This window comes from Streptomyces sp. NPDC001744 (assembly GCF_042892575.1).
GTDB lineage: Bacteria > Actinomycetota > Actinomycetes > Streptomycetales > Streptomycetaceae > Streptomyces.
Window position 1 is genome coordinate 17652 of the sequence record NZ_JBIAUG010000016.1, and the last position, 20931, is coordinate 38582.

Consider the following 20931-nt stretch of genomic DNA (forward strand, 5'->3'; position numbering starts at 1 on the left):
GTCCCGTCTCCGTGCGGCCCCGTTCCCGGGAACGGCCGCGGTCGGCCGGGACTGCGGATCCCGGCCGACCGCGGGTTCATCCCCGGGGCGTCACAGCGCCGGGTGGGCGTTCTTCAGGAGCTCCTGGAACTGGGCCGAGAACCACTGGCCCGAGAGCGGGGCGCCCGGCAGCGCGCCCGACATGCTGTTCCCGTTGCGGGCGTTGCCCGTGTAGGCCGGGTCGCACATCCGGTCGAAGCCCTTGCCCTCGTTGTTCGGGATCTCCTTGCTGGCGCCGTCGGACTCACCCGGGGGCTTCATCCAGACGTACGCGTCGATGCCCGCGGCGGGCGCCGTCCGGGGCCGTTCGCCGAGTCCCGCGCCGGACTGGTTGCACCAGTTGCCGAGGTGGATGCGCCGGTCGTAACGGCCGCCGTTGACGTACGTGTCCACGTTCGTCGTCGCGCCCGGGGCGCCGGGCCGGGCGGCGCCGCCCCAGCCGTTGCGGGAGGTGTCGATCAGCATGCCGAGACCGGCGTCGAAGCCGAGCGACACCAGCTTGGCGCGCATGGCCTGGGCGTACGACAGCTCGTCGGTGTACCGGTTCCAGTCGACCCACTTCGACTGGCGCACGGAGACGCCGTTCACACTGTCGTCGATCCGGAAGTGGTCCTCCTTCAGGGCGCTGTAGTTGGCGGTGTTGACGATGAAGCCGTGGACGTTGGCGACCGTGGAGCCCTCGGCCGTGGCGGCCTGTTTGAAGAGTTCGGCGGAGGCGCCGAAGTTGTCGTCCCAGCCCAGCCAGCCGTGGTGGCCCGCGTCCACGTAGTTGTAGACGTTGCCGATCGCGCCGAGCTTCTTGAGCGCGTAGCCGACGCCGGTGACGTAGTTGCCGTTGGCCTTCATGACGTCGCAGCCGGGCGTGGCGGTCGGGCGCCCGGAGACGTTGGTGACCAGGTTGGGCAGCGAGTCGATCTCGACGGTGGTGACGATCCGCAGGCCCGCGTACTTCGGGTCGGCGAGGATCGCGGCGATCGGGTCGATGTACTCGGTCTTGTAGCGGCCGATCTCCGTCGGGCCCAGCTCGCCGTTGGAGGCGAGCGCCGCGCAGTCGCGGCCGGGCAGGTTGTAGATCACCAGCTGGACGACGAGCTCGCCCGGGCCCTTCTGCCGCAGGGCCTCGTCCAGGTGGGCGCGCAGGCCCATGGAGGTCGCGGAGCCGTTGACGGCGGCGATCCGGTCCAGCCAGACGCCGGTGGGCTGGTTCGCCACCTTGGCGCCCCCGGGTTCGGCCGCCGCCTTCGCGGACCACTCGGGGTTCACGTACACCTTGGCGCCCGCGTACGGGTTGTCGGCCTTCGAGCCGGCCGGCGGGGTGGTGGGCGGTGTCGTCGGGGGAGTGGTCGGCGGGTCCGTGGGCCCGGTGGTGCCGTCGCAGACGACTCCGTTGAGCCTGAAGACGGCGGGTACCGCGTTCGTGCCGCTGTACGAGCCGTTGAAGCCGAAGGAGGTGGAGCCCCCGGTGGCCAGGGTCCCGTTGTAGGAGAGGCTCCTGGCGGTGACGGCGGCGCCGGACTGGGAGATCGTGGCGTTCCAGCCCTGGGTGACCTGCTGGTTGCCGGCGTAGGTCCACTCGACGGTCCACGAGGTCACCGGAGCCCCGGTGTTGGTGACGGTCACGTCGGCGCCGAAGCCGGTGTTCCACTGGTTGGTGATCCGGTAGTCGACCGTGCAGCCGGCCGCGGCGGCGCCGGCGGTGGCGGTGCCGAGGACGGTGGCGGTGGCACCGGTGGCCGTCACGAGGCCGAGCGCCGCCAGGAAGGCGGTACGGCCGGTGCGGCGGGCGGGGTTGGTACGGGTGCGGCTCATGCGGGTGGGGGTTCCTTTCCGGGGGTGGGGATCAGGGGGTGAGGGCGCGCAGGTGGTCGCGCAGCCCGATGCCGAACGCGGTGGGGGTGCCGTCGTACGAACTGATCAGGGAGGGTCCGGAAGCGCAGTCCCAGGTGTTCCAGGTCCAGCCCAGGTACGAGAGGCCGCGGTCGTCGAACCACTTCATGACGCGGTCGACGAACGCGTGTCCGCAGGTGTTCTCACCGATCTCGCCCGCGAGCAGAGGTACCCGTGCGGCTGTCGGGGCGAGGGTGTCGTTCCAGCACGTCTCGGTGGAGCAGGCGTTGAAGTTGTAGACGTGCCAGGCGGCGGCGAGATTCGCCGCCGGGTCCGTGGGGCGGTGCGCGAGCCACTGGCTCAGGTCGTTGGCGTACGCGATGCCCGGGACGAGGACGAGGTTCTTCGCCCCCGTGGCGCGGACGGCGTCCACCAGGTCCTGCATGCCGGCGACCTCGTAGTCGATGCCCGGGCAGGTGCCGCCGTCGCGCCAGCAGGCCCACGCCTGTGCCGCGGTGGGGGTCGCCCGGTCCGGGTAGGGCTCGTTGAACAGGTCGAAGACGACCCGGCGGTCGTGCTTGAAGGTGTCCGCGACCGAGGTCCAGAACGCCGGGGAGTGGCGGGCGCCGGGCATCGGCTTCTGGCAGGAGGCGTGCACGTCGGAGCAGCCTGCCGAGTTGCCGGTGTACCGGCCGTGGGTCCAGTGCAGTTCGACCACGGGGGTCATGCCGTGGGCGAGGACCCTGGTCACCAGCTCCTTGACGGCGGTGACGTAGTTCGCGCCCCGGTACTCGGGTTTGACGTTGTCCAGGCCGAGCCAGCACTCCTCGTTGAGGGGGATGCGGACCGTGTTGGCCTTCCAGCCGGCGATGGCCCGGACGGAGGCGTCGTCGACGGGACCGTCGAAGAACCCGTGTCCCTGGACGCACATGAACTCGCCGCCGGAGCGGTTGACGCCGAGGAGGCGGCGGGTGGCGCCGTTCTGATCGGTGAACCGGTTCTCGTCGACGCTCAGTTCGGGCGCGCCGGAAGCCGGGGCCGGGGGTGTGGTGGGAGGCGTGGTCGGGTCGGTGGGAGTGGGAGTCGGGGTGGACGTGGGGGCCGGCCCGCCCGCGTCGCAGGACGTGCCGTTGAGGGTGAACGCGGTGGGGGCCGTGTTCGTCCCCGACCAGGAGGCGATGAATCCGGCCGTCACCTTCGCCCCCGTGGCGAGCGAGCCGTTCCAGCTCTCGTTCACCACGGTCACGTCGGCGGCGGACTGGGACCACGTGCCGCCCCAGCCCTGGCCGACGACCTGGCCGGCCGGGAAGGCGAAGCGGAGGCTCCACCCGTTCAGCGCGGTCCCGCCGTTGGTGACGGTGACGGCGCCCTGGTAACCGCCGGCCCACTGGCCGACGACCGAGTACTCCACTGTGCAGGCGGGTGCGGCCGCTGCTCCGGAGGCCGTACCCATGAGGGCGAGAGCGGTGCTCGCCGTCGTGAGCGCCGCTCCTGCGAGCGGCGCGGACAGACGCGGGGGATGACGCATGAGCGAGTCCTCGCAGTGAGGACGCACCGATGCCGGTGCGTCGACTGGACGGAACCGCTCCCACTGGGTCCGGCAGACCGTAGCGCCAACGGCCGCCAAGGAAAAGAGGGGTTGAGTAAATTCCCCGCCGATTGCCTTCGACTCTTCGTACGCCTTGACGCCACCGCGCCCCCCCCTGCACAGTGGGAGCGCTCCCACTGGTTCAAGGCTTGACCGACGCGCTTCAGCTCTTCGCCCCCACCCCCGAACCGCGAGGAGAACCACCCCGTGTCACGACCACGACCACGACCACGACGACGACGCCGGCCGGAGAAGCCCGCCGCTCCCGCTCCCGCCCTGTCCGCGCCCGGCCCGGCGGCACGGGCGGCCGGCACGACCGCCCTCCGGAGCGGCTTCCGCTGCAGCCCGGCGGCATGACGGGACGGCGGGGCCGGAGCCGTCCGCGTGGAGAGTTTGAGAGGACCGCCCGGTCGGCCACGATGGGGGGATGAGCCACGGATTCGAGACCCGCACCCTGGACATCACCACCGGCACGTCGGAGAGGGTCCACGACCTGACCCGCGAGTGCGCCTCCTTCCTGGCGGAGGTGGCGCAGGGCCGGGACGGACTCCTCAACGTCTTCGCCCCGCACGCGACCACGGGAGTGGCGCTGATCGAGACCGGCGCGGGGAGCGACGACGACCTGCTGGCGGTCCTCCACGGCCTCCTCCCCGCCGACGAACGCTGGCAGCACCGCCACGGAAGCCGGGGCCACGGCCGCGACCACGTCCTGCCGGCCCTCGTCCCCCCGCACGCCACGCTCCCCGTGATCGGCGGCGAACTGGCCCTCGGAACCTGGCAGTCGGTGTGCCTGGTGGACACGAACAAGGACAATCCGGAGCGGCAGGTGCGGCTGAGCTTCCTGGGGTGACCGGGGAGACGGCGCCCGCCCCTCTCGCCGGTCTCGCCCGAACCACTCACCGCCCCGCCCCACCACGAGCGGTGGGGCGGGGCGGTGCCGTACGCGGCGCCGGTCCACCGGCGCGGCCCGGCCCTTCGCCGGTGGACTCCGGACGGAGGCCCCGGCCCCGTCCGTCCGCCCGGGGAGCGCCGGTTCCCCGGGTCACTCCCCGGCGGGGGCCCCGAGGACCTTGCCGTCCTTGTCGAGCGTGGGGGTGTCCCCGTACGCGTCCCGCTCGTCGCCGACCTGCCGCGGCACCTTGCCCGCCGGGTACCGCGCGAACCCGGCGGGGGGCTCCTCCGCGTCCGGGACGCGGGCGGAGCCGGTACCGCCCACGGACAGGACGGGGTACTCCCCGCCGCCGCAGACGTCCTCCCGGCACTCGGTCCCCGCGCATCCGGCGAGCGGCACGACCGAGGCCGCGCCCGCGAGGGCGACGACGACGCGGCCCCTCACGGATCGGGGGACGGCGGCGGCGTGACGGGTCCTGCCGGGCACGCGCATGATCTCCTCCGGTCTTCGACCGCGCGCCCGCCCTCACCGCCCGGGGCCGTCCTGCCCTGAGTACGCGTACCCACCGGACGTGCCGGAAGGAGCCCCGGAGCCGTCACGGACGGGAGCGGAACAGGTCGTTTCCTTACGGCTCCGCGCTCCGCGCACCGGCCACCACATGCCCCGGCCCAGCAGCGCCGTGGCCGCCGGCACCAGCAGGAGCGACAGGACGAAGGCGGACAGGAGGATGCCCAGGGCCGTCGCGAAGCCCAGCTGGCGGGTGGAGGGGTCCGCGTTCACCATGAGGGTGCCGAAGGAGGCCGCGAGGACCACGCCCGCCGTGGCGACGGCCGGCGCCGTGTGCCGCACCGCGCGGGACACGGCGTCGCGGACCGGGCCCCCGTGGGCCATCTCCTCGCGCAGGCGGTCGCTGACGAGGATGTTGTAGTCGGTGCCCAGCGCCACCACGAACAGGAACAGCACCAGCGGCAGGACGAAGTTCACGCCCGGCTCGCCGCCGATGTGCTGGAAGACCAGCGCGGAGGCGCCGAACGTCGCCGCGAAGCACAGGCCGACCGCGAGCAGCAGCACCACCGGGGCCGCGAGGCTGCGCAGCAGCACCACCAGGATCAGCGCGATCAGCGCCGTGGCCACCGGGAACACCGTCCGCAGGTCCCGGTCGACCGCCGTCGCCACGTCGGCGAACACGGCCGCCGTGCCGCCCACGTGCGCGGTCGCCCCGGCCGGCGTCGCCTCCCGGACGGCCCGGCGCACCGGGCCCGCCACGAGGTCCCGGGCGCGCTGCGACTGCGAGTCCACCGTCAGATGGGCGTCCAGCCGGGCGGCGGTGCGGTCGGCGTCGAACACGGGGGCGGCCACCGTGCCCACCCCGGCCACCCCGGACAGCGCCCGGCGCAGAGCGGCCGGTACGGCGGGGTCCAGGGGCCGGCCGTCGTCGGCGGTGACGTACACCGTCGTCGGATCGGACACGCCCGGCGGCAGGACGCCGGCGATCTCCCGCGCCGTCGCGGCGGCCGCCGTGTCGGGCGGGGTGCCGCCGGTGCCGAAGTCCATGCGGACGCCCGCCGTGCCGGCCGCGAGCGCGCCGAGAAGGGCGACCGACGCCACGAGCACCAGCAGCGGCCGGCGTGCCACCAGCTCGCCGGCGCGGCCCGCGGAACCGGCCCGCCCGGCCTTCGCGAGGGTCCGCGACGGCCAGAACATCTTCCGCCCGGTCACCGCCAGCAGCGCCGGCATCAGGGTCAGGCTCGCCACCAGCATCACCAGCACCGACACCGCCACCGAGGGGCCGAGCACCCGGAACTGCCCGAACGTCGCCGTGCCGAGCGTCGCGAAGGCCGCCACGATCGTCAGCGCCGCCGAGGTCACCGCGGCGCCCACCCGGCCGGACACGTCCGCGGCCACCGCGCGGTGGTCCTCCTCCGGGCGTCGCCGCAGCTCCTCGCGGAAGCGGAACAGCAGGAAGAGGAAGTAGTCGACGCCGATGCCGATCAGCACGGTGCCGATCATGCTCGGGGTGCCCGGATCCAGTTCGAAACCGGTCAGGAGGGCCGCTCCCACGACCGTGCCGGCGGCGGCCCCGCCCACGACGGACACCGCGAACAGCGGCACGAACGCGGCCAGGACGCTGCGGAACACCAGGACGTTGATCAGGACGATCAGCCCGACCATCACCAGGCCGACCGCCTTCTGCGTGCCCTCCTCCGCGTCGGCGCGGTCCACCACGTCCGCCAGGCCCCCCGTGAACCCCGTGCGCAGCCCGGCCCCGCCGAACTCCTGCTGGGCCCGGTCGTGGAAGGCCCGGTACAGGGAGTGCATGCCGGGGTCGGTGGAGTTGCCCCGCAGCCGCGCGCCGAGCAGCGCGAACGACTTGTCGGGAGCGGTCATCGCCGGTGCCACGCGGGGGACCTGGGAGTAGTCCGTGGAGAGCCCCGGTATCTGCTCGTCCGTCCACGGCATCTCCAGGCGCGCGGCGCTCAGCTTCCGCGCCACGTCCCGTACGCGCTTCTCGTCCGCCTCCTCCAGCGGCTTCCCGTCGCGCCGCGCCACCAGCACCGTCACCGCGTCGGCGTCGGGCTCCGCGCCGAACTCCTCCCGCGCGACCCGCAGCGCGGCGGCCGCGTCGTACTCCGGGGGCAGGAAACCGGCGCTGTCGGTGTGCGTCACGCGGAAGACGAGCGCCTGGCCCATGATCGTCACGAAGACGCCGACCACCGCCCACACGGCGATGACCCGCCAGGGTCTGCGGGTCGAGAAACCGGTCAGGGCACGGATCACGGAAAGCCTCCGGGAGGGGTACGGATGAACGGGGCCGCGGGACCGCGGTCGTCCGGGGCGGCGCCCCGTGCCGGGCGGTCCCGGCACGTGTTCCAGCACATCAGCGGCGCGCGGCCCGCGCCTCGGAGCCGGGAACGAGAAACCCGCTGGGAGCACGGCCCCGGACCGCCCGGTCCCTGGGACCCTGCTCCCGGTCCCCGCTCCCTCCCGGTCCCGACGCCGGGGCCCCGGCCCCCCGGCACCATGGGAGACTCGACGGAAGGACCGCAGGTCATCGGGTTGCCGCGGCGGCCCCAGGGAGAGCGCGGACGCGCACGGAGGGCGGAGATGGGACGGCGCGCGGACGAAACGCCTCCCGGTGGGGCGCGGGACGGGGCGGGCGCGTACGGCGCCGGGCCCCCGGACCGCGTCACCGCGACGGGGGGCCGGCGCGGGGGGCCGGGGCCGTGGAGCCGGCACGACGGACTCGTCGCCGCCGGCGCGGCTGCCGTCGACCTCGTGGGCTTCACCGTCACCAGCCAGATGGACCGGGGCCACGTGCCGGTGGCCGGGTGCCTGATCGTGGCCGTCGCCCCGCTGTTCCTGCTGGCGCGCCGCCGCGCGCCCCTGGGCGTCCTCGCCTGCGTCCTCGCGGCGAACCTGTCGCTGGGCTGGGTCGGCTCCGTGGGCCCGCACTACGGGGCGGCCACCGTCGTCGCCCTCTACACCGCCGTGCGCCGCCACAGGCCCGCCGTCGGCGCGGCGGCCGTCGCCGGCTGCGTCGCGGTGCTCCAGTTCGTCCACCCGGGACGGCCCGCGCCGTCCCTGATGGAGTTCGTCCCCAACGCCGTGTCCGCGCTGTTCGTGGCCGGCGCCGCCTTCGTGGTCGGCCGGTGGCAGCGCAACGCCGAGACCCACCGGCGGATGCTCGCCGAGCGGGCGGTCTCCGACGAACGGCGCCGCATCGCCCGCGAGTTGCACGACATCGTCGCCCACCACCTGACCACGATGCAGCTGCTCGCCGGGGGAGCCCGGGCCAACCTCGACCGGTCCCCGGAGACGGCCCGCGAGGCGCTCGTCACCCTGGAGGGCTCCGGCCGCACCGCCCTGCGCGAGATGCGCCACCTGCTCGACGTGCTGCGGGCCGGTGACGAGGGCGACGAGGGCGAGACCACCGCTCCGCAGCCCGGCATCGGCGACCTCGACCGCATCGTCGGGGACAGCCGCCGCGCCGGCCTCCCCACCACCCTCACCACCGACGGCGACCCGCGGTCGCTCCCGCCCGGCGTCGCCCTCACCGTCTTCCGCGTCGTCCAGGAGGCCCTCACCAACGCCCGCAAGCACGCGGGCGACGGCGCGCACGTCGACGTGCGGCTCACCTTCGCCGCCCGCGAGGTGCGGGTCGCCGTCACCGACGACGGTCCGTGTCCCGGCCGTCCCGCCGCACGCGGATCGGGCTACGGGCTCATGGGGATGCGGGAACGCGTCGCCCTCCACGGCGGCACCCTGCGGGCCGGACCGGAGGGCGGGGGGTTCGCCGTCCGCGCCCGCCTGCCCCTGCCCGCCGACCGCCGGGAGGCGTACGCGTGAGCGCGATCGTGAAGGTCCTCATCGCCGACGACCAGCCCCTCGTCCGCCGCGGCCTCGCCCTGATGCTGGCCCCCGAACCGGGTTTCCGGGTCGTGGCCGAGGCGGCGGACGGCGCCGAGGCGGTCCGCCTCGCCCACGAACACCGGCCCGACGTGGTCGTCATGGACATCCGCATGCCGGTCCTGGACGGCATCGCCGCCACCGAACGGCTCACCGCCGAACTGCCCGGCTGCCGGGTCCTGGCCCTGAGCACCTTCGACATGGACGAGCACGTCGTGGACGCCCTGAGGGCCGGGGCGTGCGGCTTCCTGCCCAAGGACATCTCGCCCGAGGACCTCGTCGCCGCCCTGCGCGTGGTCCGCGACGGCGAGGCGATCCTCGCCCCGCGGCTCCTGACCCGGCTCATCTCCACGCACGTCACGGCCCCGGAGCGCCGGACGGCACATCCGGTGCCCTCCGGCGGCGAGGGGCTCACCCCGCGCGAGCGGGAGGTGTGGCGCCTGATCGCCGGCGGCCTGGACAACACGGAGATAGCCGAACGGCTCGGGGTCAGCGCCTCCACGGTGAAGAACCACATCACCGGCCTCTTCGCCAAACTGCGGGTCCGCGACCGTGCCCAGGCGGTCGTCGCCGCGTACGAGACGGGCCTGGTACGGGCGCGCCGGGAGGCGTGAGCCGGCCGGACCGGGACGAGGGCCGGTACGCGCCCCGACGGGCCGGCCGGCCGGGTACGGGCCTCCGCGCGTCGCCCGTCCCGGACGTCGCCTCGCGCCCGGACGGGGCGCCGATCCGTTTCCTCCGCGTCAGGACCGGCCGGGTGGGTAGCCGTGCCGTGGAGACGGGAGTGAGGATGAGTTCGGTGGAATCCCCTGACGAGGACGGCGGCGCCGTCCTGCCTGTGCCGGGTGGGTTGCTGATGTGCGTCGGCTACGCGCCCGACGGGGACGGCGGCTGCGTCGCGGACGCCCGTCGCCGTGCCGCCGCCTTCCTGGAGGAAGCGCGTACCGAGCATCTGGTGCCGGTGCCGGAGCACGCGAAGGATCTGACCGAACTGGTGGTCAGCGAGCTGCTCACCAATGCCTGCACGTACGCGCCCGGTCTGGTGCTGGTGGAGCTGTGCGTCACCGCCGACAGCGTGGACGTGGTCGTGTGGGACAGCGATCCGGCCATTCCCCTGATCTATTCGGCCGACCCGGACCGGGTCGGCCGGCACGGCCTGGAGATCGTCAAGGCCGTCACGGAGAACCTGTTCGTGGGACAGGACGAGGCCGGCAAGTGCGTCACGGCCCGCATCGCGCTGGGCGCCGCTCCCGGCCCGGCCTGACGGGGCCTCCCTCCCGTCTCCGGCCGGCCCGGCACCGCCTCACCGGACACCGCCCTCCCACCGGGCCGGTGGAGACGGCGCCCGAAGGGCGACGACGGCGCGGGCCGGCCCCGGCCGTCACCGCGAGGGGAGACGGCCGGACCCGCGTGCCGCGTCCTTCCTCCCGACCCGTCGCCGGGGGAGGGCCCGGACCCTTCCGTCCTTCCTGTCCGTCCGCGAGGACGGGCCCTGCGTCATCTCGGCGAACCACCAGGTGCCCGCCGCCACGCAGGCCCAGAGGAATCCGCTCGTCACCGCCGTGGACCAGGACGCCCGTTCCGCCCGCCACTCCACGGCGGTCAGCGCCGCCCAACCGATCAGCAGCACGCACGCGACTCGTACCCGTCGATGTCTGAACATGTTCACCCGCTACCCGGGACGAAGCCGATCACACAGCCGTCGCCCCCCGTCCGGAACGGACGTCTCCGCTTCGTGTATCGGTACGGGCGCGAACGCGCGTACCGGCACGCGTACGGACCCGAGGCGGCCCGGCGCCCCGGGCGCGGTGAGAACCGGGCCGGGGACGGGCCGTCCCCGAAGCCGTACCCCACCCGCCCCGGTCCGTCAGTCCGTAACCTTCCGGGGTCTTCCGGGTCCCGTCCCGCTGCTGCCTTCCAGACCGCCCGGCCGCCCGTCCCGTCCGGGGGGCCGGCCGGTACTGCCGAGGCGCCCCCGGCCCGCCGGACGCTGACGGCGCCCCGCGCATCACCGGGATTTCATCGCTCCTTCCTAGCGTGGCCGCGTCCGTACGGAAACCCCACCACCCCAGGGAAGGACGCCCGATGGCACGGAGGAGATCGAGAGCGAGGCTGCCGATCGCGGTCGTGGCCGCCGTGGCGGTGATGACCACCACGGCGGCCACCGGGGCGTTACCCGGGGGAGCGACCGCCGGAACGGGCCCGGACAGACCGACGATCCGTTACACCGAGTACGGCATCCCGCACATCATCGCCTCGGACTGGGAGGGCCTGGGGACGGGCTACGGATACGCGGCGGCCAAGGACAACATCTGCACCCTGGCCGACACCTATCTGATGGTCGACGCCCAGCGGTCCCGCCACCTGGGACCGGACGGCAGGACGAGCCCCGGCCAGAACCAGAACACCACCACCAATCTCAACAGCGACCTGTACTTCCAGCGGCTCAAGGACAACGCCGTGGTGGAACGGCTGCTGGACCGGCCCGCGCCCGACGGGCCGGAGCCGGAGGTCAGGGAGGCCGTCCGCGGCTACGTCCGGGGATACAACCGGTACCTGGCGGAGACGGGCGTGGACGGCATCACCGACCCCGCCTGCAAGGGCGCGCCCTGGGTCCGGCCGATCACGGAACTGGACGTCTACCGGCACGCCCACGCCGAGATCATCATGGGTTCCGCCGACGCCCTGCTCGACGGCCAGGTGAACGCCGCGCCCCCGGGGGCCCGCGCCGCCGCGCCGCCGGTGTCCTCGCCCGCGAAGACCGCGAAGGGGATCCGTGCCGCGATGGCGGCGAACCGCCGGGACAGCATGGGCAGCAACGCGCTGGCGGTCGGCTCGCAGGGCGTGTCCGGCGGCACCGGCATGCTGCTCGCCAATCCGCACTTCCCGTGGCAGGGCAAGAACCGGATGTGGCAGAGCCACCTGACGATCCCGGGCGAGGTCAACGTCTCGGGGGCCAGTCTGCTCGGGCTGCCCGCGGTGAACATCGGGCACAACGACGACGTCGCCTGGAGCCACACCGTCGCCACGGTGGCCCCGTTCGGCCTCTTCGACGTACAGGTCGATCCCCTGAACCCCACCACGTACCTGGTCGACGGCGCCTGGGAGAAGATGACCTCGCAGCGGGTCACCGTCGGGGTGCGCAGGCCGGACGGCTCGCTCGGCGAGGTCTCCCGGACGCTGTGGTCCACCCGCTACGGACCGGTCACCACCTCGATCGTGGGCTACCCGCTGCCCTGGGTGGTCAGCGCGCACGTGGTGCGCGACCCGAACATGGACAACCTGCGGGCGCTGAACACCTGGTTCGGCCTCGACCGGGCCAAGGACGTCCACGACGTGGTGGACGTCCTGGAGACCACCCAGGGCGTCCCCTTCTTCAACACGATCGCCTCCGACCGCAAGGGCAACGCGCTGTACGCGGACATCCAGGTCGTCCCGAACGTCACCGACGAGCACGCGCGGGCGTGCCTCACCGAGACCGGGAAGCTGCTGTTCGACCAGGCGCTCCCGCTGTCGAACGTCCCGCCGGTCTCCATCCTCGACGGCAAGCGCAGCGCCTGCGACTGGCCCGACGACCCGAACGCGGCCGCGCCGGGCCTCCTCGACCCGCACAAACAGCCGCGACTGATCCGGTCCGACTTCGTGGGCAACGCCAACGACAGCCCCTGGCTGGCCAATCCCGAGCAGCCGCTGTCCTTCCCCCGGATCATGGGCGACACGGCGGCGCCCCGGTCGCTGCGCACCCAGGAGCTGATCCTGACCGCGCGGAAGAGGATCGACGGCACCGACGGCCTGCCGGGCAGGGGCTTCACCCCGGAGACGATGGGGAAGCTGCTGTTCGCCGACAACAGCAGGGCGGCCGACCTCGCCCTCGACGCCACGGTGACGGCGTGCCGGAACACCGCCTTCGGGCTCGTCCTGGTGGACGGCAACCTCGTCAACATCAGCGAGGCGTGCCCCGTCCTGGCCGCCTGGAAGAGCCACGACTTCACGGCGGACAGCCGCGGCTCCTGGCTGTTCGCGAACCACTGGGCCTACCTGAGCGGGGGGAAGAAGCTCGGAGACCTGCCGTGGAGGGTCCCCTTCGACCCGAAGGACCCGGTGCACACGCCCAACTCGCTGGACGCCGGGAACTCCGCCGTCCGCGACGCCCTGGCCCGTGCCGTGTTCGCCCTGCGCAAGGCGGGCATTCCGCTGAACGCGCCGCTGTCGGACGTCCAGCGGGTCACCCGCGCCGGCGAACGGATACCGATCCACGGCTCGCTCGGCGAGCTGGGCGTCCTGAACGTCATCACCCCCGGCCAGGTCGACGGGAAACCCGACGTCACCTTCGGGTCCAGCTTCGTCCAGCAGGTGCGGTTCACCGCGGACGGCCCGCCCGAGGCGTACTCCGTCCTGGCCTACTCCCAGTCGGCCGACCCGACCTCGCCGCACCACGCCGACCAGACCAGGTTGTTCTCGGCGAGCGGGTGGGTGACCGAGCGTTTCACCGAGGAGCGGATCGCGGCCTCGCCGGACCTGCGGATCAAGGTCCTGGACTGAGGCGTCCCGCGACTTCCGCCTCCGCCTCCCCGGCGACACCCACGGGGAGCGCCCCCCATCGGGAGACGCCCCCCATCGGGAGACGACAACCCCGAAGACACCCCACGAAAGGGAAAAGCTGTGACAAGGACATCGCACTGGCGCAGAGCCGCGGTGGCGTGGATGCTCGCCGCCGTGGCCGTCGTCGCGCCGGCGGGCTCCGCGCGGGCCGCCGCCGACACCGTGCCGCCGAAGCTGGAGGACGGGTTCGGCCTCACCCAGGCCGCCGCGCCCGTGGGCACCGCCCACAACTTCTACCTCACGGTCACCACGCCCCAGGTCGCGGGCGAACAGCACATCAAGATCATCCTCCCGAGCGGGTACTACGACGACCCGGCCCGGCGCTACCCCGTGCTCTACTTCCTGCACGGCTCGCCCGACGACCCGATCGGACAGACCTATCCTGCGCTGTCCATGTCGGACCGGATGATCACCGTCATCCCGGACGGCGGGGCCCGGGGCTGGTACGCCAACTGGCTCAACCAGAAGACGGCGGCCGGCGCCCAGAACTGGGAGAACTTCCACCTCAACCAGGTGATCCCGTTCATCGACGCCAACCTGCGGACGGTCGCCACCAAGAAGGGCAGGGCCGTCGCCGGCATCTCCATGGGCGGGTTCGGCGCCTTTCACTACGCCCAGGCCCGGCCCGACCTGTTCAGCCAGACCGCGTCCCTGTCGGGAGACATCGACCTGTCGGCCAACTCCATGGACCTGCGGTTCGCGGTCGTCGCCTCCCTCATCGACGCCCAGGGCGCGGCCTGCGCCTCGGCGTCCGGGATCTGCGACCCGAACGACTCCCCCTACAAGCCCGGCGTGGACAGCGACGCCGCGTTCGGCTCGCCCTACCCGGTGTTCAACGCCGACTGGCGGTGGAACCAGGTGGACCCGCAGCAGCACATGGACAGGCTCGCCGGGATCGGGATCTCCATCTACACCGGTGACGGAGGCGGCTCGATCGGCAACCTCGAGTTCTGGGTCGCGGGCGCGGCCAAGAACGTCAAGGCCCGCCTGGACTCCCTGGGCATGCCGTACTACTACGTCAACTACGGCAACGGCGCCGGCTGGGGCACCCTGTGCGACGGTGGCCACAACGGCGGCTGCTGGGAGGAGGACCTCCGGGACCTGATCCCCCGGCTCGAAAGGGCCTTCGCCTCCTGACCCGGGGCCGTGCGCCGGTGCCCGCCCGCCCCGTTCCGGCGGCGGGCGGGCACCCGCGCCGCCACTCCACCGAGGGACCGGGGCCGTTCAGCCGGCCCCGCTCCGACCAGGTGGAGAAACCGGTCTGCCACCGGTGGTGGACCCCGGCGTGGCTGGTGCCGAAGACCTCGATGCGGCCGTCCGCGTTGCCCCCGCCGCCACCCGGTACCCTCCGGTGCCGAAGCTCTCCCAGCCGGACCGGTCCGCGCCGGGCGCGGTCTGCCCCATGTGGTCGAACGTGCCGTCCGACAGCGCGAACAGTTCGAGCCTGCCGTCCGTGGCGGCCCCACCCGGCCGACACGGGCGGCCGCGCGGCGCGACGTCCGGTGCCGGATGGCCCACCATGGTGACCGTACGGACGGCCGGCGGAGGGTTCCGGAGGTTCCGGGCGCTCCGTGGCCCGTGGACGGCCCGGTGACCGTTCGCCGGAGCCGCCCGCCCGCACCCTCGGCACCGCCCGTCGCCCACCGGCCGCACCGGTCCGGGCCGGGCCACGACAGGAGACGCGTATGAAGATCGGCATCATCGGCGCCGGGAACATCGGCGGCACGCTCACCCGCCGGCTCACCTCCCTCGGACACGAGGTCGCGGTGGCCAACTCGCGCGGCCCCCAGACCCTCACGGACCTCGCGTCCGAGACGGGCGCGCGGGCGGTGACCGTGGACGAGGCGCCGCGCGGGGCGGACCTCGTGATCGTCACGATCCCGGAGATCCGGGTTCCCGACCTGCCGTCGGACCTGTTCCAGGGGCTGCCGGAGAGCCTGGTCGTCGTGGACACCGGCAACTACTACCCGCGCCAGCGGGACGGCCGGATCGAGGAGATCGAGGCGGGCCTCCCGGAGAGCCGGTGGGTCGAGCGGCAGCTCGGCCGTCCGGTGATCAAGGCGTTCAACAACATCTATGCCCAGCACCTCGCCGAGAACGGCCGCCCGCCCGGCAGTCCCGGGCGCATCGCCCTGCCGGTGGCCGGTGACGACCCGGAGGCCAAGGCGGTCGTCATGGACCTCGTGGACGCCCTCGGCTTCGACCCCGTCGACAGCGGCGGCCTCGACGAGTCCTGGCGCCAGCAGCCCGGCTCCCCCGTCTACACCACCGACAAGGACGCCGAAGGCGTCAAGCGCGCGCTCGCCGACGCCGACCGGCGACGGGCCCCGGAGTGGCGGGCCACCGCCGAAAGCCCCGGCACCTTCGACGCCCCCGCCTGACCCGATCGGCCGTACGCCGCCCCCTCCCCGCGTCCGGCACGGCCGGGAGGGCGGCGGTCCCGTCCCGTACCACGGTGAGGCCGTTCCCACTGTCCGGTCCGGGGCGGGGCGGGGCCGCCCCGGGCGTCCGCGGGCCGTCGTGTCGGACACGGGCACGGCACCGGTGTCCGGCCGACCCGCTGTCCGCACACGCGATCGACTACGCTCGCTGACGACCGTCCGCGGTGTCCCGGGTCCGCGCCGTCGGCGGGACGACCGGTCGAACCGGCGCAGCCGGCCGGACCGGCCGATCCGGGGACACGGGAGTCGACAGGACCAAGGGGGAGCACGGTTTGACAGCGGACAGCGACAACGCACCCGGTACCGACGGCGCGTGGCAGTCCTCCCGCGCGAAGGGCCTCTGCTACCGGGGGCCGCGCCTGGTCACCGGCGCGGACATCGTACGCATCGCGAGGACGCTCGCCCTGGAGCCGGCACACTTCGTCCAGACCGCTCCGGCCGCCGCCGACGACCCGACCGGAGTCGTACTGGACAACGCGCGGCGCCGGGTGAACATCAGGATCGCCAACGCCGCGCACGGTTGCGTCTTCCACGTCCGCACCCTGGAGGGCAGCGGACGGTGCGGACTGGGCGAACAGGCCCCGCTCACCTGCCGGATGTACCCCGTCGTTCCCCGTACGGACGGCGGAGCGGGCCCGCCGGACGCGGAAACGGCACCGAGGGGGAACGCGGACGACGGCGGGCCCGGCCGGCCCGGACGCCCCCTCGACGCCGAGGGCCTCGCGTGGGCGGAACGGCGGTGGGCCGCCGACCGCGACCACTGGTTCGAGATCGTCGCGCACTGGAACGACCTGCCCAAGGACGTCGAGGACCCGCCCGGCGCCGAGGACTTCCAGCGCTACCTGCTGGAGGCGCACGCGGCCCGCGAGGCCGGGCTCCCCTGGCCCGGGGAGGTGGTCGCGTGAGCCGCGCGGGAGCCAGCCTGGGCGGCTGCGCGTCCTGCAAGGGCCGCTGCTGCCGGGAGTACACCGTCAACGTGACCCCCGCCGACCTGCGCAGGCTGTCCACCGGGATGTCCGTCCACCCGAGGGAGTTCGTCACGCTCAGGGAGAAGGACGACGGCGATTTCCGTTTCCGGCCCGGCGGCCCGGTGTACGACCTCAGGCTCCGTCACCGGCCGGACACCCAAGGATGCGTGTTCCTGATGGAGATCGCGCCCGGCCACGCGCGCTGCGGCGCGTACCTCCACCGTCCGGCGGTGTGCGCCACCTACCCCGCCGCCCTGAAGAGGAACACGGTGACGGTGCGCGACGACACCCTGTGCGGCGGTTCGGACTCCTGGAACCTCACGACGATGGACCTTCCCGGGCTGCGGGCGGGCATCCTGGCCAACCGGGCCGCCTGGGCCGAGCACCTGAGGCTGGCCGAGCGGTGGAACGCCCACGTCGACGCGGGGTACCGCACGCGGACGCACGACGAGCTGTACGACTTCCTCCTGGACCCCGAGCGGTCCGGCGCACCCGAACTCACGGGCCCGGACGCCCGGCCGGACGGGTCCGCGACGCCGGACGGGTCCGCGACGCCGGGCGAGGACGACGGCTCCCGTACCGGCGACGGCGCGGGCGGTGGCGCGGGCGCCGTGGAACCGGTCCGTGCCTGACGCCCCGTCACGGCGCGTTCCCGGACGCGCCGTGACGGGGCCCTCCCGGATCAGCCCGCGGGCTGCGCGGAGAACTCCGGCAGGTCCGCCGGGAGCAGCAGCCGCAGGTCCTCCAGGCCCGGCGCGGTCATCGTGCCGATGCGCCGGGCCTGTCGCGTCATCATCGACTCCAGGAGCCGGCGGGCGGTGCGGGCGTTGCCGAAGGACCGGTCCCGAGGGATGAGTTCCACGTAGTCGCGCAGCGCCTCCAGGGTCTCCTCAGCGCAGTCGTAGCCGGAGCCGGTGGCGTAGGTGTCCATGATGGTGACCAGCTCCTCCGAGGAGTAGTGCTCGAACTCCACGGTGCGGCTGAAGCGGGACGCGAGACCCGGGTTGGAGTCCAGGAAGCGCCGCATCTCGGCGGTGTAGCCCGCCGCGATGACCACGACCTCGTCGCGGTGGTCCTCCATCAGCTTCAGCAGGGTGTCCACCGCCTCCTGGCCGAAGTCGGAGCCCGACCCCTCCGGGGTGAGGGTGTACGCCTCGTCGATGAACAGCACGCCGCCGAGGGCCCGTTCGAAGACCTCCTTGGTGAGCTGCGCGGTGTGTCCCACGTACCGGCCCACCAGGTCCGCGCGGGCCACCTCCACGAGCCGCCCGGTCCGCAGGACCCCGAGGGAGTGCAGCAGGTCGGCGTAGAGGCGGGCGACGGTCGTCTTGCCGGTGCCGGGCGGGCCGGAGAAGATCAGGTGGTGGCTGATCTTCGGGGTGGGCAGGCCCGCGTCCCGCCGCCGCCGGGTGGCCTCCAGCAGGTTGGTGAGGTCCGTGACCTCGCGCTTGACGGCGGTCAGGCCCACCATGGCGTCGAGTTCGGAGAGCAGGTCCTGGGAGCTGCGGACCCCGTCCGCACCGTCGGCCGTCTCCGCGGCGGCGATGTCGGCGGGCAGCAGCAGGGACAGGTCCGCCTCCGCCGGGTCGGGCATCGAACCCAGCCGGAACGCCTGCCGGTCCACCATCTCCTCGAAGACGCGGCGGGCCGCGCGGCCGTTGCCGAACGTGGCGTCGCGCGGCATCCGCTCGTAGTGCCGGGCGAGGGCGTCCAGGGTGCTCGGGTCCAGCTCGTAGCGGTGGGCCTCGCACATGGACCGGGTGATGGTGACCAGTTCCTCCACCGAGTAGTTGGCGAACTCGATGGTGCGGGTGAAGCGGGAGGCCAGGCCCGGGTTGGAGCCGAGGAAGTCGTCCATCTGGTCGGTGTAGCCGGCGGCGATGACCACCACGTCGTCGCGGTGGTCCTCCATCAGCTTCAGCAGGGTGTCGATGGCCTCCCGGCCGAAGTCGGCCCCCGACCCCTTGCCGTCCGACAGCAGGGTGTACGCCTCGTCGATGAACAGCACGCCGCCGAGGGCCTCGTGGAACGCCTCCGTGGTCTTGATGGCCGTACCACCGATGATCTGGGCGACCAGCTCCGCGCGGGACACCTCGACCAGGTGGCCGGAGCGCAGGACCCCGAGGTCGGCGAGGATGCCGCCGTAGAGGCGGGCGACGGTGGTCTTGCCGGTGCCGGGCGGACCGGAGAACACCAGGTGGCGGCTCATCGGCGGGGCGGGCATGCCGAGGCTGACGCGCCGCTGCGCCAGTTGGTTGAGGTTGACCAGGGTACGGACCTGGTGCTTGACGTCGGCCAGCCCGACCAGCGACTCCAGCTCCTCCAGCGGGCCCTCGGGCTTCTTCGCCCCGCCGCCCGGGGCACCGGCCTCCGCGCCACCGGGGCCCGCCTCCTCGCCCCAGGCGTCGGGGGCCGCGTTGCCGTCGCTCTCCAGCGCCTCCACCGTGATGCGGTCGCTGCCCCGGGACTGCTTGAGGCCCGCCCCGCGGTTGTCGCGCACGGTGCACCGGACGAGGGAGACCTTCTCGGCGCTGTCCACCCGGATGCCGTCGCCGGTGCTGCCGGTGACGTGGCACTCCTCCAGGGCGGCCCGGCCGCCCTCGGAGACCAGGACGCCGTGGGCGCCCGCCCCGGCCACGTGGAGGCGGTGCCCGGTGACGTCCCCGCCGCTCTCCACGTGCAGGCCGGCGGTGCCGCCGGAAAGGATCTCGCAGTCGCGGAGGACGCCGCGGCCCCCGGCGCCGACGGACACCCCGGCCAGCGCCGTCCGGCGCACCGCGGTGTCGCGGACGTCCGGCGCGCCGCCGTCGGCGACGCGGATGCCCGCGCCCCCGGCGTCCTCGACGGCGGACGCCTCCAGCCGTCCGCGGCCGTCCTCGGTCACCTCCAGGCCGTGGCCCCGGGAACCGGTGATCCGCACCCGGCTCAACAGCGGGTTCGCCCGGGTGCGGACGGAGACGCCGACACCGGCGGCGTCGATCACCTCCAGTCCGTCGAACTCCGCGGAGGAGCCCTCCGTCAGCAGGACGGCGGCCGTCTTGTCGGCGCAGTCGCGCACGGTGGTGCCGGTCAGCAGCGGCGCGCTGTTGCCGAGCACCCGGACGGCGGGATCGGCGGCGGAGTCGAAGCCGCAGTCCCGGAAGGTGCCCCGGGAACGCTCGGTGACGGTGAGTCCGTTGCCCTTGGTCCGGGAGGTGACGCACCGCAGCACCTCCGGGTCGGCCCCGGCGGAGAGGACGATGCCGGGGCCCGAGGTGTCGGTGACGGTGACCTCTTCGAGGGTGGGGCGCGAACCGCTGGTCACGTACACGCCGACCGCGGTGTCGTGCACCCGGGCGCGCAGCACGTGGGTCGAGCAGGTGCCCTCCAGCGCGATGGCGGGCTTGCCCGTGGCGCTGATGTCGCAGTCCTCCACCCGGCCCTGCGCCTCGCCGTTGGCGAGGATGCCGTTGCCCTCGGCGTCACGCACCCGGCAGCCGCGCACGACGGTGCGGGCCCGCTCCCCGAGGACGACGGCGGAGGTCCCCAGGTGTTCGAACACGGAGTCGGCGATGACGCTGCCGGTGGGCGCGGTGTCCACCACGCCGGCGCCCGCGGGGTTGGAGACGCGGCAGTCGCGGATGGCCAGCGAGCCGTTCTCCCGCGCGAGCACGGCCGTCCAGCCCGAGCCCACGACCGTACAGCCGTCCATGGCCACCTGGCCCCGGGGCGCGTCCACCACCGGGAGGTCCTCGCTGCCGCCGCGCAGCGTCAGGTCGGTGAGCATCACGGCGTCCGCGACGAGTACCACGGCGGTCCCGCGCGGCGGACAGATCTCGACGTCGCCGCGTTCGCCCTCCCCGGCGATGGTGATGCGCGTGCGCACGGTCAGGTTCTCGCGGTAACGGCCGGGCCGGACGCGTATCACCGCTCCCGCGCGCGCCTTCTCCAGGGCCTCGCCGATCGTCCGGAAGCCCTCCGGCTGGTCCGGACCGACCGTGAGCAACTGCCGTGACACGCTGGAACCTCCTGGTTGTGACGCCGCTGCTGCCGGAGCCTCCGGCGGCCCCGGGCCCTGGGCCACCGGGGAAGGAACAGACACGCCGAGAAGGCTACGTGAAGCGCGGCACCGGCAGCCAGGTTCCCCGGACACCGGTACGGCGGGGGGCGGATGGGCGGACGGCCCGT

At 73.8% G+C, this 20931-nt stretch carries 15 protein-coding genes; 9 read left to right on the forward strand and 6 right to left on the reverse strand.

Translation table 11 applies throughout. The features are described 5' to 3' along the window. Positions 1–90: 90 nt before the first annotated feature. Both ACFYZY_RS19710 and ACFYZY_RS19715 read right to left on the reverse strand, forming a co-directional pair. A complete protein-coding gene (locus ACFYZY_RS19710) occupies positions 91–1848 on the reverse strand; it encodes a glycoside hydrolase family 6 protein (RefSeq protein ID WP_388695612.1) in 1758 nt (585 codons plus the stop codon). A gap of 31 nt (positions 1849–1879) precedes the next feature. Continuing rightward, the gene (locus ACFYZY_RS19715; RefSeq protein WP_388695615.1) at positions 1880–3394 is read right to left on the reverse strand and encodes a cellulase family glycosylhydrolase; all 1515 of its coding nucleotides are present in this window, start codon (positions 3392–3394) and stop codon (positions 1880–1882) included. Between the two features lie 487 nt (positions 3395–3881). Between ACFYZY_RS19715 and ACFYZY_RS19720 the strand changes: the two genes are divergently transcribed. Further along, positions 3882–4304, forward strand: a complete 423-nt coding sequence (locus tag ACFYZY_RS19720) for a secondary thiamine-phosphate synthase enzyme YjbQ (RefSeq protein WP_388695618.1) — start codon at positions 3882–3884, stop codon at positions 4302–4304. A 192-nt stretch (positions 4305–4496) separates the two neighbouring features. Here ACFYZY_RS19720 and ACFYZY_RS19725 read toward each other — a convergent pair whose 3' ends face one another. Next, complete coding sequence (locus ACFYZY_RS19725; protein WP_388695620.1) at positions 4497–4838, reverse strand: SCO0607 family lipoprotein; 342 nt, start codon at positions 4836–4838, stop codon at positions 4497–4499. A gap of 33 nt (positions 4839–4871) precedes the next feature. Further along, positions 4872–7124, reverse strand: coding sequence for an MMPL family transporter (locus ACFYZY_RS19730; RefSeq protein ID WP_388695622.1), 2253 nt, complete (start codon positions 7122–7124; stop codon positions 4872–4874). A gap of 327 nt (positions 7125–7451) precedes the next feature. Between ACFYZY_RS19730 and ACFYZY_RS19735 the strand changes: the two genes are divergently transcribed. The 3 genes from ACFYZY_RS19735 (at position 7452) to ACFYZY_RS19745 (ending at position 10017) form a co-directional block, all read left to right on the forward strand. Continuing rightward, on the forward strand, positions 7452–8693 hold the full coding sequence (locus tag ACFYZY_RS19735; protein ID WP_388695623.1) for a sensor histidine kinase: 1242 nt from the start codon (positions 7452–7454) through the stop codon (positions 8691–8693). Then, positions 8690–9367, forward strand: coding sequence for a response regulator (locus ACFYZY_RS19740; protein ID WP_388695626.1), 678 nt, complete (start codon positions 8690–8692; stop codon positions 9365–9367). The genes ACFYZY_RS19735 and ACFYZY_RS19740 overlap by 4 nt, the downstream gene beginning before the upstream one ends. Positions 9368–9543: 176 nt before the next feature. Further along, a complete protein-coding gene (locus tag ACFYZY_RS19745) occupies positions 9544–10017 on the forward strand; it encodes an ATP-binding protein (protein ID WP_388695629.1) in 474 nt (157 codons plus the stop codon). A gap of 117 nt (positions 10018–10134) precedes the next feature. On the opposite strand, the gene ACFYZY_RS19750 is transcribed toward ACFYZY_RS19745, so the two are convergent. Further along, positions 10135–10383: a hypothetical protein gene (locus ACFYZY_RS19750; protein ID WP_388695631.1), complete on the reverse strand. Its 249-nt coding sequence runs from the start codon at positions 10381–10383 to the stop codon at positions 10135–10137. A 455-nt stretch (positions 10384–10838) separates the two neighbouring features. On the opposite strand from ACFYZY_RS19750, the gene ACFYZY_RS19755 reads away from it, so the two are divergent. From ACFYZY_RS19755 to ACFYZY_RS19775, 5 genes are all read left to right on the forward strand, one after another. Continuing rightward, entirely contained in the window at positions 10839–13295 is a 2457-nt protein-coding gene (locus tag ACFYZY_RS19755; protein WP_388695634.1) for a penicillin acylase family protein, read from the forward strand. A gap of 162 nt (positions 13296–13457) precedes the next feature. Continuing rightward, positions 13458–14492 carry an alpha/beta hydrolase gene (locus tag ACFYZY_RS19760; RefSeq protein WP_388695873.1) on the forward strand — a complete coding sequence of 345 codons (1035 nt, stop codon included), beginning with the start codon at positions 13458–13460 and terminating at the stop codon, positions 14490–14492. A gap of 434 nt (positions 14493–14926) precedes the next feature. After that, positions 14927–15736 (forward strand): NADPH-dependent F420 reductase, encoded by an 810-nt coding sequence (locus ACFYZY_RS19765; RefSeq protein WP_388695637.1) that lies wholly within the window; start codon positions 14927–14929, stop codon positions 15734–15736. Positions 15737–16068: 332 nt separating this feature from the next. Then, entirely contained in the window at positions 16069–16701 is a 633-nt protein-coding gene (locus tag ACFYZY_RS19770) for a YkgJ family cysteine cluster protein (RefSeq protein ID WP_388695639.1), read from the forward strand. Next, positions 16698–17396, forward strand: coding sequence for a YkgJ family cysteine cluster protein (locus ACFYZY_RS19775; RefSeq protein WP_388695642.1), 699 nt, complete (start codon positions 16698–16700; stop codon positions 17394–17396). Before ACFYZY_RS19770 ends, ACFYZY_RS19775 begins: the two co-directional genes overlap by 4 nt. Positions 17397–17446: 50 nt before the next feature. On the opposite strand, the gene ACFYZY_RS19780 is transcribed toward ACFYZY_RS19775, so the two are convergent. Beyond that, a complete protein-coding gene (locus tag ACFYZY_RS19780; protein WP_388695644.1) occupies positions 17447–20761 on the reverse strand; it encodes a right-handed parallel beta-helix repeat-containing protein in 3315 nt (1104 codons plus the stop codon). Positions 20762–20931: the final 170 nt, after the last annotated feature.

Excerpts from the sequence above, each read along its gene's own strand:
- ACFYZY_RS19720 (WP_388695618.1), top strand. The coding sequence starts at position 3,882 with ATGAGCCACGGATTCGAGACCCGCACCCTGGACATCACCACCGGCACG.
- ACFYZY_RS19725 (WP_388695620.1), bottom strand. The coding sequence starts at position 4,838 with ATGCGCGTGCCCGGCAGGACCCGTCACGCCGCCGCCGTCCCCCGATCC.
- ACFYZY_RS19710 (WP_388695612.1), bottom strand. The coding sequence starts at position 1,848 with ATGAGCCGCACCCGTACCAACCCCGCCCGCCGCACCGGCCGTACCGCC.
- ACFYZY_RS19735 (WP_388695623.1), top strand. The coding sequence starts at position 7,452 with ATGGGACGGCGCGCGGACGAAACGCCTCCCGGTGGGGCGCGGGACGGG.
- ACFYZY_RS19755 (WP_388695634.1), top strand. The coding sequence starts at position 10,839 with ATGGCACGGAGGAGATCGAGAGCGAGGCTGCCGATCGCGGTCGTGGCC.
- ACFYZY_RS19715 (WP_388695615.1), bottom strand. The coding sequence starts at position 3,394 with ATGCGTCATCCCCCGCGTCTGTCCGCGCCGCTCGCAGGAGCGGCGCTC.
- ACFYZY_RS19745 (WP_388695629.1), top strand. The coding sequence starts at position 9,544 with ATGAGTTCGGTGGAATCCCCTGACGAGGACGGCGGCGCCGTCCTGCCT.
- ACFYZY_RS19760 (WP_388695873.1), top strand. The coding sequence starts at position 13,458 with ATGCTCGCCGCCGTGGCCGTCGTCGCGCCGGCGGGCTCCGCGCGGGCC.